The organism is Actinoalloteichus hymeniacidonis (genome assembly GCF_014203365.1).
Classification (GTDB): domain Bacteria; phylum Actinomycetota; class Actinomycetes; order Mycobacteriales; family Pseudonocardiaceae; genus Actinoalloteichus_A; species Actinoalloteichus_A hymeniacidonis.
In genome coordinates this window covers 1,618,098-1,633,031 of sequence record NZ_JACHIS010000001.1, presented here as the reverse complement: position 1 = coordinate 1,633,031, position 14,934 = coordinate 1,618,098, and the positions used below count along the sequence as shown (strand labels likewise).

Sequence of the window (14,934 nt, the reverse complement as noted above, 5' to 3'; positions counted from 1 at the left end):
GCGCCCGCGATGCTCTTCGCCGAGCCGCAGGCCACTGGGGCGCAGTCGATGCAGGAGTAACCGAGTACCTAATCGCCTCACTCGGAGTCGAAGGTTCGATGACCACGGCTGTGCCTACATCGGGCTACTCCGATCCCGAGGCGCTTTCCTCCCTCGAGGAGCGGCAGCAACCGAGGGGAGTCAGTAAGCAGAAGCAGGCGCGCCATGTTCTCGGGACACGCGAGTACGCCGAGCGGATACGGAGCGAGGATGGCGGGTCGGCGTTCTTTGACGCCGAGTCGGCACATCGACTGACCATGCAGACGTGGTTCTCGGGAACACCTTCCAAGCGCCCCTACGTCCGAGACCGTGATTTCGGTGTGCCGGTCGGAGTCAGCAGTTCGGGCAGGTACCAAACACGTGTCCGTGTCCATCTCGACCGCAAGGGTCGCCTACACGGACATCCCAGCGGCCCCGAGATCTCCCGAGACAGCGAGCCAGAAGTATGACCGATGCCACCCTGACCGAGTTGATCAGCAGAGCCTACGGCGGGGACCTCACCCGTCCCGATCTCGCGCGTCCACGCAGGCGCCTGCGTGCGAATCCCTATGCCGACCTGATCGACGAGGTGTCGCACCTCGATGGCGTTCTGTTGACCGACTACACCGACTCCAATCACATGGTGTGTCTCGGCTATCTCCTCGCCCACGGCGGCCAGGAATGGGCGCTGGAGCTGTCGTTGATCGCACCTTTTGCGATCTTCGCCAGGACCAGCGACGTCTGGGAACGACTGCTGCATCCGTCGACCACCGACCTCGATACGACGGAGCAGCAGGTCATCGCTCTCCTCACCAGCCACGGATTCTCGTTGCCGCATCGCGAGACCCTTGAACAACCGCTGGCCATGTCCCTCGACTACACCGACCCCGAGAATGTCCGCGTCTACCACGCGCTCTTCTCCGACGAGGACTTTCTGCCCTGGGAGTTCTCACACCATTACCGAGAATGAGCTCTCCCATCCGAATCTCGCTGGCCTACATCGGCGTCTGTGGGACCTCCAACAAATCCGCCACCCACCGACACGCCCTCGTCAGTTCGGCGGACCGGCCTCGTGCGGCGATCACGCCGTCCGGGCGCACCAGCACGAAGGCGGTCCGCGCGCAGCCCGACAGGTTCGCCCACCTACCTTGAGCGGGCAGCACCCGGACCGAGGGGGCAGGCGGCGGGCAGGACACGCCCTCGGTCAGCAGGGTCCACCGCAGGTCCCGTTGTCCGTCCTTGGGCGACAGCAGGATCGGACCGGCTGCGGTTCCTACCCGTAGTGCGCCCCGGTCCTCGTTGGGCTGCGGCGCCAGCAATGCGACCGAATCCGCAGGCCGGTAGCGCCACCGCCTGCCCGCCATGATCGGTAGATAGCCGCGTTCGATGAGGCCCACTCGGTCCGCGGCCCGGAACAGCAGGTCCCGGCCCGCCACGATCGCTGGGTTTCGGGCCATCCACGCCTGGGTCTGGATGTCGGTATCCCGCACCACCTGCGCCGCAACCGTGTGCCGTTCGGGGCCGTAGCTGGTCAACAGCGACATCGGGGCCTCGTCGTGGATCACCGAGGCGAGTTTCCACGCGAGGTTGTGGCCGTCCTGCAGACCGGTGTTGAGTCCCTGGCCGCCCGCCGGACTGTGCACGTGGGCGGCATCGCCCACCAGGAAGACCCGGCCCAGCTGGAACCGGTCGGCCTGCCTGCGGTGCACCCGAAAGCCGCTGAGCCACTGCGGGTCGACGAGTCGGATGCCGCCGGGCCCGCGTTCGTCGACGATGCGTTGGATCAGGGGCAGGTCCACCCGGCCGTTCTGCTGCTCCGGCGGTGCACTGGCGAAGAAACGGAACAGCCCGTCGGGCAGGGCCACCACCACCAACACGCCTGCGGGCGACTGGAAGTAGTGCGCCTCGTCGTCGGCAAGGCCGCCCTCGATGTGAGCGTCGCCGAGGACGAACCGGCTGGCATAGGTGGAACCGGTGAAGGCCAGACCGAGCTGGGCTCGCACCGCACTGCCCGCTCCGTCCGCGCCGATCAGCCAGTCGGCCGTGCAGCGTTCGACCCGGCCGTCGGCGTGTTCCAACACGGCGGTGACGCCGTCGGTGGCGGCGGGATCGCCGGAGAAGTCCATCCGGTCCAGGGCCAGTAATCGGACGCCGTATTCGATGGTGCCGCCGAGCGCGGTCAGCCTCTCGCGCAGGATGTCCTCGGTGTAGCGCTGCGGCAGCGCTCGCGCGGCCAGTTCCGGGGGAAACCGCACGTCGGCGAGTTGTCGTTTCGCGGAGTAGTAGCGGAACGAGTTGATCCGGACGCTGTGTTTCTCCACGGCCGGGCCCGCACCGAGGTTCTCGAGGACGTCGACGGTGCGTGGCCACAACAACAATGCCTTGGAATAGCTCACCGGGGCGGTGGCCGCGTCGACGAGCCGCACACCGATGCCCCGGCGCAGCAGCTCACAGGCGGCGAGCAGGCCGCTGGGGCCCGCTCCGATCACCAACACCTCGGGGTGTGCGTTGACGTCCATGGCTTTCTCTCCCTCGCCAGTGGAGCTTGTTCGATGCCCGACATCGGTCGACCCGATCGGGGTGTCCTCATTCGTCCGCCGGAACGGGAAACCGGCGGCACTCGAAGGCGCCGGGGCGTTCGAACCACGCTGTTCGAACGCGCAGGCGCCCGGTTCGACGACGTGCGAGTCTCGGCCGCACCGGCTCGATCACCAGCGCAACAGCGCGAATCCCATCGCCATCCCGCCGCCGAACCCGGCGAGCAGCACCACGTCGCCCGGTTCGATGGAATCGGCGGCCTCGGCGAGGGTGATCGGAATGGAGGCGGCTCCGGTATTGCCGTAGCGCTGCACACTCTGGTGGACCTCGGCTGCGGGCAGGCCGAGGCGGGGAACGAGCTCGTCGATCATCCGACCGTTGGCCTGGTGGGTCACCAGGTGTCGCACCTCGCCGGGTGCCACTCCCGAGTCGGTCAGGAAGGAGGTCAACGCGGCGGGCACCCGTTCCTCGACGAAGTCGCGCACGCCTCGACCGTCCATGGTGAACCAGTGTTGACCGGCGCGAACGGATTCCTCGGTCGCCGGAATCCGACTGCCGCCCGCGGGCACCCGGATCAGTTGGTTCTCGCTGCCGGTGCTGAGCAGGCGGATCGCCTGCACGCCTCGACCACCGGGAACCGGTCCGAGGATCGCGGCACCGGCCCCGTCGCCGAAGAGGATCGCGGTCTTGCGGTCGGCGGGGTCCAGGATGCGCGAGTAGACGTCGACACCGATGACCAACGCCAGACCGCCGGTGGCCGCGAGCATGTCCCGCGCCACCCCGAGGGCGAAGACGAATCCGCTGCACACGGCGTTGAGGTCGAAGGCGGCCGCCGAGGTGGCGCCGAGTCTCTCCTGAACCAGGCAGGCGGTGGGCGGCTGTGGATGGTCCGGGGTGGAGGTGGCCAGGACGATCGCCGTGAGGTCCTCCGCCCGCACGCCCGCTTGCGCCAGTGCGTGCCGGGCCGCGTCGGTGGCCAGGTCGGACGCGGCCTCGTGCGAGGCGGCCCGTCTGCGTAGCCGAATGCCGGTCTTGCGCTCGATCCAGCTCGCGTCCACGCCTGCGGGGCGGGCGACCTCGTCGTTGGTCACGAGTCGGTCGGGCAGATAGCAGCCCCAGCCCAGCGTGCCGACCTCGGTGGTGAGCCGGTCCGGCAGGGTGTTGGTCGGCAACGTCATGGTCATCGGTGGTCCTCCAGCTCATCGAGTTCATCGAAGGCGCTTGGATCGAGCCCGGGGTTGTGGATGCGAGGCGAAGGCGGCCGCCCGCTCAGGTCGGCGACGGTGAGGCCGACCTCGCGCGCAGTGGGCACCGATGGCGCGCCCAGCGACCACGCGGCGACGGCACAACCGCAGGTGCAGTACCCGGCCGCCATCACCGCGGTGCTGGTGAGATCCGGGCCCAGCCGAGCCGCTGAGCATGTGCGGCGAGGCGGGCGTCCGGGTGGACCGCGACGGGATGTCCGACGAGTTCGAGCAACGGCACGTCGCTGATGTGATCGGCATAGCCGAAGCTCAACGGCAGCGCGATGTTCTCCGCCGCCGCCAGCCTGCGCAGTGCGGCGGGTTTACCGTCGCCGATGAGGCTTCTGACGATCTCCCCGGTGTGGCGGCCGTCGACGTCGACGATCGGTTCGGTGCAGAGCACGTGGTCGATGCCCAGGGCGGCCCGAAGCGGTTCGAGGCAGGCCCCGAACGATCCCGATACGGCCACCACCAGGTGTCCGGCGAGTCGATGGCGCAGCAGGGTGGCCACGATCCGGGCGTTGACGAAGCCGGGTGCGGCCCGGCGTTGCGCGAACCATCTGGCGCCGAGCTCGCGCAGTCGATCGGCTCGTTCGCCGGTGTACACCCGGTAGTAGCGCCGGTTCAGCTGCTCCCGTGGCTCGCGGTCGTCCGTCAGCGCCGCCTGGAACTCCGCGAGCAGACCCGCCTGCTTCGAACCCGCGGGGATCTCGGTCTCGTCGAGGTAGAACCGCAGGAAGTCCACCATGCTCTTGACCGACAGCACGGTCTCATCGACGTCGAACACCGCGGCCACTCGGGCGGATCCGCTCATGAGGTCACCCCCACCGGCTGCGCGGGGGCGACCGGCTGCGCGGGGGCGACCGGTTGGGCCGGGGCGATCCGACTGCGCAGGAAGTCGTGCACGGCACGGCGAGCCCGCTTGGCTTCGGCCGCCTCGATCCGGTCGTGGTCGTAGCCGCCGAACCGCACGGTGGCCTCGGCCGCGCATACCTCGCTCTGCAGCACCCGCATCCGCATCCGATAGCCGGCCCTGGATTCGTCGGAGAGGTCGGCTTCGACGATGTCGCAGTGAATCGTGGCGGGGAGTGGGAACAGAAATGACAGGAAGGTGATGTCGATCGAATCCCAGACCACGTAGAAATCGCGGTCCTGATGCCGTCGTCCGTATTCCATCTCGAAGACGGCGATGAACATCTGTCGTAATGCCTCGATGATGACGATGCCTTGAACGTGTTGTCCGGTCTGGTGATCGCCGAACAACTCGTTGTCCACGTGCAACCACAGGCCCGCGGTGTAGGAGGCGGGCCCGGTCGCGGTCAGATCGGCGAGCAGGACGTTGGGTTCGCGCTGCTTGTGCACGATGCCCCGGCCCAGGCGAGGCGAGACCGGCGGCACGATCTCGGTGCCCGCCGCCTGCCGTTTGTTCAACTCTTCGCGCAGGTAGTCCAGCTCGAACTGCGAGACGCCCTGGACGGCTAGGACGCGCTCCGGCACGGGTTCGCCGCGCCGCAGGGCAGCGACGAACTGGCTGACCGTCTGGACTTCCTCGATCTCGGTGAGTGCGATGAATCTGTCGCCGACAACGCAGGCTGCTCGTCTATCCGACATTCCCTCGGCGACGAGATGGGAATCTCGGGTCATCTCCGGTGTGGATTCCGCCATTGTCTTCTACTCCTTGGCACGTCACATCGCCGGTTCACAATGTGGACGTGAACCGGTGATAAGCCGTCTCGCGCACGGCTGAACACGAGAACCGGTGAACCGCAGGGCGCACCGACGATCCAGCGGTGGATTCGCGGCATAGCTCGGACGTAGTCGGTCCGTCGATCAGCAGTCCTCGATGACGCGGATTACTCGCGTACCTCGAAGACCGCACCCCAGTCGGATCGGGAGGCCGCCGCGTCCTCGCGCACGGCCACCATCGGTTATGGCAGCCCGATCCGTCGAAATGTGTAGGCCCGATCGTGATCCGCCCCTGCCGCACGATCGATGCCCACCGGGCTTCGTTGCCCGTTACGACTCATCATGCCCGGCGATCCGATACCGACAACAGTGCCAGATTCGGTCGGTCGTGATGCATTCGCGGCATAGCCCGCTCGACGTAGTCGACTGCGCCGAATGGCGGACGCAGCCTACGTCGATGCCGTGGTGCCGTGGCGGTCGCGTGCTCGACGCACCGACTGCCACGGCGAGCAGTGGACGCGTCGAGGAAACGTCCTCAGGGTCCGCTACTCACCAACCGCTGCACGTAGTCCCAACGCCAGCAACATCGCGCCCGCTGCCCGATTGAACATCGCCTTCGCACGAGCCGAATGGAGCAGGCCCGCGCCCCGGCCGAGGATGAGAGTCCACAACAACAACCAGCAGGCCGACAACAGGGCGTGCATGGTGGTGAACAGCAGGATCTGCCCGCCGACCGAGGCGTCGGGGTCGAGGAACTGCGGCGTGATGCTCAGCGGGATCGAGGCCGCTTTGGGGTTCAGCACATTGGCCAACACGGCCGGAACGTAGGTGCTTGGCGCCCTGTCGGACGGTGTCGCAGGCATCGACGTCGAGACATTGGGTGGTCGGGTTGCCTGTCGCCAGGTCCAGACGCCCAGCCCGATCAGGTAGATCGCGCCGAGGAATCGCACCACGAGGAATAAGCGACTGGAGCCGATGATCAGCGCGGAGAGGCCGAGTATCGCCAAGGACGCATGCAGGTACAGCCCGGTCGCGGTTCCCAGGATCACCGGCAGGCCTTTGCGCAGTCCGCCGGTTGCGACGCGTTGAGCCAGCAGGGTCAGGCTCGCGCCCGGCGTCACGATCAGCGGCAGGACGGCCAGCGCGAAACCCATGATGGCGGCGGGCGAGATCACGGCGCCTGGTCTCGTCGGCCGGCGCTACCGACCCGGCCGCGCTCGGAGGCGGGCGAGGCGAGGATTCGGAAGTGGGTGGTGAGGCGCCAGTCCTCGAGCACGTGGAAGGCGAGGGCGGGCGGTGCAGCCAGGTCCACCGGCGAATCCCCTTCCCACGGCATCCGCAGCGTCCAGGTCACCGCAGGAGCCAGGATCACCGGCCTAGCTGCGAACATCGAGGTGGCTGCGGTGTGTGCGTGACCGCCGAGGATGGCCACCACCTCGGGTCGGCCAGCCAGGACCTCGGCGAGATCCTCTCGCCTGCGCAGCGGGTACCTGTCCGGCAGCGGATGGTGTAGATCGACGGGCGGATGATGCAGCGCCAGCAGCACGGGAACCGTGCCGCCGAGGTCGTCCAGGGTGGAGGTCAACCAGTCGAGCGTGTCGGGAGTCAGCAGGCCGTCGGGACTACCGGGGATGGTCGAGTCCAGCAGCACGATCGCCGCGTCGCCGATCCGGTGGAGTTGGTTGATCGGCGCGGATTCGGTGTCGCGCGCTGCGGATTCGGCTGCGGCGCCGAGTGGAGCGCCGAGCTTCCCGAGCAGGCCGCTGCGGAACGCCCGTCGCTCATCGTGGTTGCCCGGACATACCAGGACCGGGCTCTCGCAGGTCAGGATCTCTGCGGCCTGTCGGTATTCGGCGGGATCACCTCGGTCGGCGATGTCGCCGGTGACCAGTACCGCGTCGACGGCCCGGGGCAGGGCGCGCAGATGGTCCATCACCCGATCCGCCCGCTCGATCGCACGAGCCGTCCCATCGAGATGTAAATCGCTGATCTGGGCCAACAGCACCATGTGTGCCGTCCTCTCTGTTCCAGTCGACCTGCGACAGACCCGGGCCGGGTTGTCGAGAAGGGCACCACACCGAACCCAGAGGCTAACGGTAAACTACGAGTATTGCGTTAGTGATGCTGGTCGAGTGGTATCCGCGAGAATCACTGGTCGCGGCCGACAACGCCGACCCGATGCGAAGCCCGCAAACCCGCCACACCAGAGGGGACGGCGATCGATGACAGGCCGACAGTTGGCGATGCAACTCGCGGGCACCATCCGGCACGATGGCGCGGGGGGAGTCGCAGACGACCTGGCCGATCCGGCCGGGCTGACCGCGTGGCTCGCCGACCACGCCGAACTCCTGCCGGAAGTCGCAGGCCCGGGACGAATCCCAGCCGATGAGCAGACCAGGTCTGCTGTCGTCGCCGTGCGCTCCGCGACCCGCGCGCTGTTCGCCCGCACGGTCCCGGGCCGACCCAGTCGCGCCGACGAGCATCGCCTCCCGCCCATCGCCGATGCGGTGGCCATCCTCAATGCGGCCTCGGCTGCCGATCCGGTGGCACCCGCCCTGAACTGGTCTTCGGGTTCGGCTCCGGCCGTCGAGCTGCACTCGGCGAGCAACGATCCGCTGACTCGGCTGCTCGCCACGTTGGCCAGAGCCGCGTTCGACTTCCTCACCGGTCCAGATCGCGATCGACTGCGCGCCTGCACCGCCCCGCGATGCGTCCGGTATTTCCTGCAAGGTCACGGTCGTCAGGAGTTCTGCAAACCCGCCTGCAGCAATAGGGCCCGAGCCGCGCGCCACTACGACCGCCGCCATCCAGAACGATCCAACCTCTCGCTGGGTTGATTCGGCCGCCGAGACTGGTCGGCGCGTTCGAATGACGCCCGCCCGTGCCGCCGCTGTGCACGTTCGAGGTTCGGCAACAGCGGCGTTCGAGGACGACGCAGTACCTCGGTCCGCCGGTACCCGATAGTCGTGGACCCGGTAGGCGTCCGACACCCTTGGGGAGTAACGACCATGCCGGCCGAGACGAGGTTGATGTGACCGAAGACCACGATGGACAGTCCGCTCCTACCGCGCACCGGCAGGCAGGCTCGACGTCTATACCGCAGGCAGCCGGACGGCCGGGGAGCCGGTACGTCATCAAGGGCGGCGCCGTCATGTCGATGGATCCGACCGTCGGCAACTTCGAGAATGCCGATGTCCTCATCGAGGGCAAGCGGATCGTGGCAGTGGGCCCCGGCATCGACGCATCCGACGCCGAGGTGATCGATGCCCGCGGCCGCATCGTGATGCCGGGCTTCGTCGACACCCACCATCATCTTTTCGAGACGGCGGAGCGCGCACTGCTGGCCAACGGCTTACTCCTGGACGATGGCTCCGGCTCGCCCAGTTCCTTCCCGGCCTATGCGCAGCACATCCTGGGCGGCTTCGCCAAGGCCTACCGACCGCAGGACGTCTACATCAACGCACTGTTCGGCCGGATCGCCCAGCTCGATGCGGGTGTCACGACAGTCCTGGACGTCTCACAGATCCATCACTCCCCCGAACACACCGATGCGGCGATCCAGGCCCTGGTGGACGCGGGCGGCCGGTCGGCGTTCGGGTTCTTCGAGGGCGACGACCGGGCGTCGGTCCGGTATCCCGAGGACGCCTACCGCCTCAAGAACCAGTGGTTCTCCTCCGACGATCAGCTGGTCAGCCTGGTGATGGGCGGCGAGCTCTACATCGGCGAGGAGTCGTACGTCCGTTCCTGGGAGATCGCCCGGGAGCTGGGCGTCAAGATCGCCGCACACGCCGTCGGCTCCTGGGGAATGCGGCCGCTCTACGATGAGATCGCCCAGGGAAGCGGCAAGGTCCGGGTCGGACCGGACAATCTGTTCATCCACATGACCGGCATGTCCGATGACACCTGGCGTCGATTCCGCGACGCCGGAGCGCAGGTCTCGATCTCGTTCCCGATCGAGATGGTCATGCGGCACGGCACGCCGCCGATCCTCAAGATGCAGGAACTCGGGATGGAGCCCTCTCTCAGCTCCGATGTCGAGACGACGATGACGGCGGACCCGTTCACGCTCATGCGCTCGGCGATGAGCATGCAGCGCATGGCCGTCAACCAGATGGTGCTGGATCAGGGCGATTACGTACCGCCCACCAACTACCCGACCCCCGCCGAGGGCACGCCGGAACTCCTCACCGTCCGGGACGTACTGCGTTACGCGACCGTCAACGGCGCCCAGCACCTCGGCCTCGATGGCAGGACCGGCACGCTCACGCCGGGTAAGGACGCCGACATCGTCCTGCTCGACGCCACCGCGCTCAACGTGGCGCCACTGAACAGTGTGCCCGGAGCGGTCGTCACGCTGATGGACCGCAGCAACGTCGAGACGGTGATCGTCGCGGGCGAGATCCGCAAATGGCAGGGCCGCATGCTCGACGCGAACCTGACGACGCTGCGCCAGGAACTCGAGACATCGCGCGATTTCCTGTTCGAAGCGGCCGGTTTCGACCAAGACCTGTTCAAGTACAGCTGAGCCGGGATCGGGGAGGTGTCGGCGCCTCGACGCCTCCCCGCCGCCCACGGATGCGCACCTGCCTCAGTGGTCGCGCGCCCCACGGCCGAATCGTTCGTGCAGCGCCGCGTCGACCTCGTCGAACTCCCGACCCGAGGTTTCCGGGACGTGGCGGGCGACGAACCAGATACCGAAAGCGCAGATCGCGGCGAAGATCCAGAACGTCTCGCCCTGGCCGATCAGGTCCACCACCGGCAGGAAGGCCAGGCCCACGATGAAGTTCGCCAGCCAGTTCACCATGGTCGACGCGCTCGACCCGACCGCGCGCACCGAGGGCGGGAACACCTCGCCGATCAGCACCCAGAACACCGGGCCGAGTCCGCAGGCGAAGGCGGCGATGTAGACCACCATGAAGACCAGGGACAGCAGCGGCGGCATCTCCAGCACGAAGGTGAGGCCCAGCAGTACCAGCGAGACCATCATCACCGACAGCGAGACCAACAACAGGACTCGACGGCCGGTACGGTCCATCAGCCGCAACGCGACCACCGTCATCACCAGGTTGATGATGCCGATGAACACCGAGTAGAGGATCGAGTTCGAGGCGGTGAGGCCGGTCTCCTCGATGATGGTCGGTGCGTAGTAGATGATCGTGTTGATGCCGCCGAGCTGCTGGACCGCGGCGATGGTGAGCCCCACGATCAGAGCTGGCCGGGCCGAGGCCGCCAACAGCAACCGCCAGCCGTGGCGGGCGGGCTTGCCCCGCTGCTGGTCGTCCTCGGTCTTGTCCTGGTGCTCGACCCGCTCGATCAGTTGATCCGCGCTCTCCCTGTCGGCCACCTTGGCGAGCACTTTGCGCGCCTTGTCGACACGGCCGCGCCGGATCAACCACTGCGGCGACTCCGGCAACCACATCGCGCCCAACACCATCGCGATCGCGGGCACCAGGCCGGTCCCGAACATGGCGCGCCAGTTCTCCGTGCTGGAGAAGGCCAGGTCGACCAGGTACGAACTGAGGATGCCGGTCGTGATCATCAGCTGGTTGAGGCTCAGGATCCGGCCTCGAACCTCCGCCGGGGACACCTCCGAGAGATAGATCGGCACGGTCGCCGAGGCGGCACCCACCGCCAGGCCCAGGATCAGCCGGGCGCCCAACAGCATCTCGTAGTTGACCGCGAACATGGCCATCAACGTGCCGATCACGAAGATGACGCCTTCCAACCCGAGGGTGAGTCGACGGCCCAACTTGTCGGCGGTCCGCCCCGCACCGATCGCGCCGAAGATCGCGCCGATGAGCAGCACGCTCACCACGCTGCCCTGTTGGAAGGAACTGAGATCGAACTCCTGCCGCAGGAACAACAGCGCGCCCGAGACGACCCCGGTGTCGTAGCCGAAGAGGAAACCGCCGATCGCGATCACGAAACCCCAGCGCCAGACCCGTCTACGGCCCTCGGCCGAAGCTCCGGCAAGCGATGCCTCGTTGCCCGGCTCCCCGGCGGAAGCTTGTGCCATCTCGCGACTCCTGTGTCGACCGGCGCGATATCGGTTCCCGGAGCAACCGCGCCTGACGCAGCTCCGAGCAACGGTGCGTCGTCAATCCTCATCGAGCACCCCAGGTGCGGCAACAAGAACGCGGCGGACACCGATTCCGCCCATCGCAGCTGATCCCGGCGTCGCGGACCGCGATCCGAGGCGCGACACCACCGCGATTCCCCGGAATGGGTGCAATAGCGATCCCGATGGGGTGACTACGGTGTGGACCGACCGCCGGGGCCACCAAAGCCCGGACGCCGGGAGGCACGCAGCACCCGTATCCGCCCGATGGCACCGGCCGAGCGGGAACGCGTGGGGGTGGCCCACTACCCGCAGCCGAGCGCCCGAGCCGATATCGCTCGCTGGTGCCAGCGATGGCCCGGGCGCTTCTGCCGCAGGAGAGGTTCGCCAGAGACGACGAGCAGTCGCCCGATCAGGCGACGGTGCGCCCCGAACCGTCGAGGCGATACCAGCGCGCCAACCAGTTCAATGCCTGGGTCACCTCGGCCGCCGAGAGGGCCCTCGCGATGACGATGATCTCCGCGACGTCGAGGTCGTGGCAGCTGCCCGCCCCACCGGTGGAGCTATTGGCCAACGTCAGTCCGGGCAGTCCGGCGACCGTGCCGCCGACGAACGGCACCGGCGGCAGTCCATAGAGCTGATGTCGCGACGCCGCACCCGCATGGACCTGCGCCATCACCTGCCAGCCCGGCGAGCCACCCACCCAGACCGGCGCCGAGTTCGGCGGACTAGTCCCGCCCGCGCCGGTGGTCTGGTATCCGTCGGCGTCCTGCCCGGTGATGTGGCCGAGCCAGACATACCGACCGGATCGCCCGCTGTAGACGTTGCCGAGCGTGTCCCGTGGTTGTCGGACCACGCTCAACACGGTGATCGGCAGGTTGTAGGCCACCGACCAATCGGCGGTGCGCAACCAACGACCGGCTTCCCGACTGCACTCGACGTAGGGCTGACCGCCGGGCCCCGCCGGGCGCAGCAGTGGTCGCGACGCGGGCGCTTCCTGGGTCAGTGGCACCGACTGGCTGCCCGCATGCGGGTCCCATCGCGCGATCGGGGTGCCCGATCCGCCGGTCACGGTGCCCGCTCGCCACGCGGAGATCACCCCGGACAGTCGAGCCGGATCGCCGCCCGGCACCGGCTCGTTCCCACTGTCGGGCGCGGAGGGTGCGGCGATCGGAGCGGTGACCTCGGTGGTGATCAGCTCGGCGAGCCAGCGATGGCCGACGGCACTGATGTGGATGCGATCGGGCAGCAGTAGACCGAGGGAGTCGGCGTCCAACCCGGATGGCCAGTGTGGCGAGGCGTCGAGGTAGGCGGTGTCGTCGGTCAGCTCGGCAAGTTGCCGGAGCTGGTCGCCGTAGGCGGGCCATGGATGTTCCGGGATGGGGACATCGGAACGTCGCGCGGCCTGAACCAGCAGGAACGAGGGACGACGCGGACACGAGGTGCGGAACCGCTCCATGAGGTCACCGACCTGGGCGCGGTAGTCCTCGGGTGAGATACCCACCGAATAGTCGTTGCTGCCGACGATCACCACGATCAGCGCGGGATCGAGTCGACCGAGGCGCCTGCACATCTGGCCCAGCTCGGCGGATTCGACGTACGAGCCCGCCCGGGTGCCGCCCCGGCCCGCGTTGTAGGACTCGATGCCCCGACCGTGGTCGCCGCGATGGGCGTAGGCCCCGTTGACGATGATCGCGCCCTCGGTGACGATCCGAACGAGATGGTCGGCGCGCGGCAGCAGCGGTGAGAGCCATTCGCCGTCGGCGCGGCGTGACGAGCCCTCGGTGCTCGGCACGATCCGATAGGCGGTGTCGTCGATCCAGACGGTGAACTCGGTGGCCCCGACGCCCTGCATGTAGTGCACGGTGACGCGGTCGGAGTCGGGCAGCGTGCGGCGGATCTCGTCGCCCCGGATGAGTTTCACCGACCGCAAGGCCAGGTCGGCGTAGACCACCTCGGGGTTGCCCAGCATCGTCCAGCCGCCGATGCCCGTCACCGGGTAGTGGGTGCCTGTCTCACCGAGCGCCCGACCGACGATGGCCGTCGCGGTGCCCTCCTGGGTCGATGCTCCGGAACCGCCGACCGTGGACGAGCCGACCCACACGATCCGGACCGGCTCGGTCTCGGCCAACATGCGACGCCGCCGCCACTCCCACAGCCCGGTGGACAGGATGCCGGTCGCGGCGGAGCCGGGTCTTTCCTCGAGGTCGGTCATGCTGCGGTGCCCTGACCTGCGGCGCCCTGCTCAGGCGCGGGAAGGTCCTTGGGCGGTCGGGCCACCGAGTGGTACTCGGGGACCACGGTCGTGCCGAAGAGCACCCGGACCAGCCACGGAGGCAGTCGCGACTCCAGCCAGCGCGCGATGGCGTACCAGATCGCGATGGCGAGGCCGACCAGTAATGGGCCGATCTCCTCGGCGACGGTGATTACTCCGGTTGGCAGGCCGAGGCTCACCAGCCAGGCCAGTAGCGACCCCCACCACACCGGGATCACGGTTCGGATCAGCGAGGCGACTCGATCAGACATCGGCACTCCTCTCGGTGGTGCTGCGCTAGATCAAGTCAACGCACCGAATCCGAGGAAAGACAAGGTCATTGACCTGTTTGCGCACGACAGCAATCCGATGAGACGAACGCGGTGACCGGCATGGTGGCCGGTGTTGCGCTGGCCGAGTGCCCGACATTCGGGTGGCGGTGGCCCGTTAGTCGGTGGCGAAAGCGGCGCTGCGCGCGGCGATGCCGTCGAGGATGAGATCGAGTCCCGAGTCGAACCATGGGCGCCCGGTTCCGGGTTCGCCGAGCGTGACGAGCAGTTGGAGCCGTGGGTACTCGCTCAGGTCGACCTCCGCGAGTCGGTCGCGCCAACGGGTCTCCGGGCCGTGGTCCGATCGCTGCCCGCGCCGCTCGCCGAGCTCCGAGCGGGCGCTGCCCTGCAGGTACTTGTTGATGGTCATGATCGCGCGGGCGGATTCGGCCAGTGGCATGCCCAGCGGTTCCAGCGCCGCGAGGGCCCAGTCCATCGATTTGAGGCCCTCGGTGCCGAACGGCGGCGTCGCGGTCAGGTCGGCGAAGAGCAGCCAGGGATGGGCTTCGTACATGTCCCAGTCGTGCTTGGCCAGCAGATGCATCCGGGCTCGCCAGTCGAGGCCGTCGGCATCCGGATAGGCGTAGGCCTCGGTGACGGTGTCGACCATCGCCACGGTCAGGTCGTCCTTGCCGGAGACGTGCCGGTAGAGCGACATGGTGCCCGAGCCCAGTTGCTCGGCGATGCGCCGCATCGACACCGCGTCGAGCCCATCGGCATCGGCGATCTCGATGGCCACCGCCACGATTCGCGCTCTGCTGAGCCCTCGGCCGTCTCGTGATCCCTTGCTCATCGACCGGGCACCAC

Annotated in this window: 14 protein-coding genes; 3 read left to right on the top strand and 11 right to left on the bottom strand. The window is 67.9% G+C overall.

What is annotated here, in order from left to right:
- The first annotated feature begins 484 nt into the window (after positions 1 to 484).
- Positions 485 to 988, top strand: a complete 504-nt coding sequence (locus tag BKA25_RS07400; RefSeq protein WP_069851036.1) for a hypothetical protein — start codon at positions 485 to 487, stop codon at positions 986 to 988.
- A 25-nt stretch (positions 989 to 1,013) separates the two neighbouring features.
- Here the strand turns inward: BKA25_RS07400 and BKA25_RS07395 are convergent, their stop codons facing one another.
- The 7 genes from BKA25_RS07395 to BKA25_RS07365 all read right to left on the bottom strand — a co-directional run bounded on the left by BKA25_RS07395 (position 1,014) and on the right by BKA25_RS07365 (position 7,494).
- A complete protein-coding gene (locus BKA25_RS07395; RefSeq protein ID WP_084643272.1) occupies positions 1,014 to 2,537 on the bottom strand; it encodes an FAD-dependent monooxygenase in 1,524 nt (507 codons plus the stop codon).
- 189 nt (positions 2,538 to 2,726) lie between these two features.
- Positions 2,727 to 3,740 carry a 3-oxoacyl-ACP synthase III family protein gene (locus BKA25_RS07390; RefSeq protein WP_236750339.1) on the bottom strand — a complete coding sequence of 338 codons (1,014 nt, stop codon included), beginning with the start codon at positions 3,738 to 3,740 and terminating at the stop codon, positions 2,727 to 2,729.
- Entirely contained in the window at positions 3,737 to 3,931 is a 195-nt protein-coding gene (locus BKA25_RS07385; RefSeq protein WP_069851040.1) for a hypothetical protein, read from the bottom strand. Before BKA25_RS07385 ends, BKA25_RS07390 begins: the two co-directional genes overlap by 4 nt.
- Positions 3,931 to 4,614: an HAD family hydrolase gene (locus tag BKA25_RS07380; RefSeq protein WP_069851042.1), complete on the bottom strand. Its 684-nt coding sequence runs from the start codon at positions 4,612 to 4,614 to the stop codon at positions 3,931 to 3,933. The genes BKA25_RS07385 and BKA25_RS07380 overlap by 1 nt, the downstream gene beginning before the upstream one ends.
- Complete coding sequence (locus BKA25_RS07375; RefSeq protein WP_069851044.1) at positions 4,611 to 5,465, bottom strand: AfsA-related hotdog domain-containing protein; 855 nt, start codon at positions 5,463 to 5,465, stop codon at positions 4,611 to 4,613. The genes BKA25_RS07380 and BKA25_RS07375 overlap by 4 nt, the downstream gene beginning before the upstream one ends.
- A 566-nt stretch (positions 5,466 to 6,031) precedes the next feature.
- Positions 6,032 to 6,661: a LysE family translocator gene (locus BKA25_RS07370; RefSeq protein ID WP_069851046.1), complete on the bottom strand. Its 630-nt coding sequence runs from the start codon at positions 6,659 to 6,661 to the stop codon at positions 6,032 to 6,034.
- The gene (locus BKA25_RS07365) at positions 6,658 to 7,494 is read right to left on the bottom strand and encodes a metallophosphoesterase (protein ID WP_069851047.1); all 837 of its coding nucleotides are present in this window, start codon (positions 7,492 to 7,494) and stop codon (positions 6,658 to 6,660) included. Before BKA25_RS07365 ends, BKA25_RS07370 begins: the two co-directional genes overlap by 4 nt.
- A 214-nt stretch (positions 7,495 to 7,708) precedes the next feature.
- On the opposite strand from BKA25_RS07365, the gene BKA25_RS07360 reads away from it, so the two are divergent.
- Positions 7,709 to 8,323, top strand: coding sequence for a CGNR zinc finger domain-containing protein (locus tag BKA25_RS07360; RefSeq protein WP_069851049.1), 615 nt, complete (start codon positions 7,709 to 7,711; stop codon positions 8,321 to 8,323).
- A 194-nt stretch (positions 8,324 to 8,517) separates the two neighbouring features.
- Positions 8,518 to 10,011, top strand: coding sequence for an amidohydrolase family protein (locus BKA25_RS07355; RefSeq protein WP_236750340.1), 1,494 nt, complete (start codon positions 8,518 to 8,520; stop codon positions 10,009 to 10,011).
- 63 nt (positions 10,012 to 10,074) lie between these two features.
- Here BKA25_RS07355 and BKA25_RS07350 read toward each other — a convergent pair whose 3' ends face one another.
- From BKA25_RS07350 to BKA25_RS07335, 4 genes are all read right to left on the bottom strand, one after another.
- Complete coding sequence (locus tag BKA25_RS07350; RefSeq protein ID WP_069851053.1) at positions 10,075 to 11,502, bottom strand: sugar porter family MFS transporter; 1,428 nt, start codon at positions 11,500 to 11,502, stop codon at positions 10,075 to 10,077.
- Between the two features lie 454 nt (positions 11,503 to 11,956).
- Complete coding sequence (locus BKA25_RS07345) at positions 11,957 to 13,759, bottom strand: SGNH/GDSL hydrolase family protein (RefSeq protein ID WP_069851056.1); 1,803 nt, start codon at positions 13,757 to 13,759, stop codon at positions 11,957 to 11,959.
- Positions 13,756 to 14,070, bottom strand: coding sequence for a hypothetical protein (locus BKA25_RS07340; RefSeq protein ID WP_069851058.1), 315 nt, complete (start codon positions 14,068 to 14,070; stop codon positions 13,756 to 13,758). The genes BKA25_RS07345 and BKA25_RS07340 overlap by 4 nt, the downstream gene beginning before the upstream one ends.
- Positions 14,071 to 14,245: 175 nt before the next feature.
- On the bottom strand, positions 14,246 to 14,920 hold the full coding sequence (locus BKA25_RS07335; protein WP_069853928.1) for a TetR/AcrR family transcriptional regulator: 675 nt from the start codon (positions 14,918 to 14,920) through the stop codon (positions 14,246 to 14,248).
- Between the last annotated feature and the right edge of the window lie 14 nt (positions 14,921 to 14,934).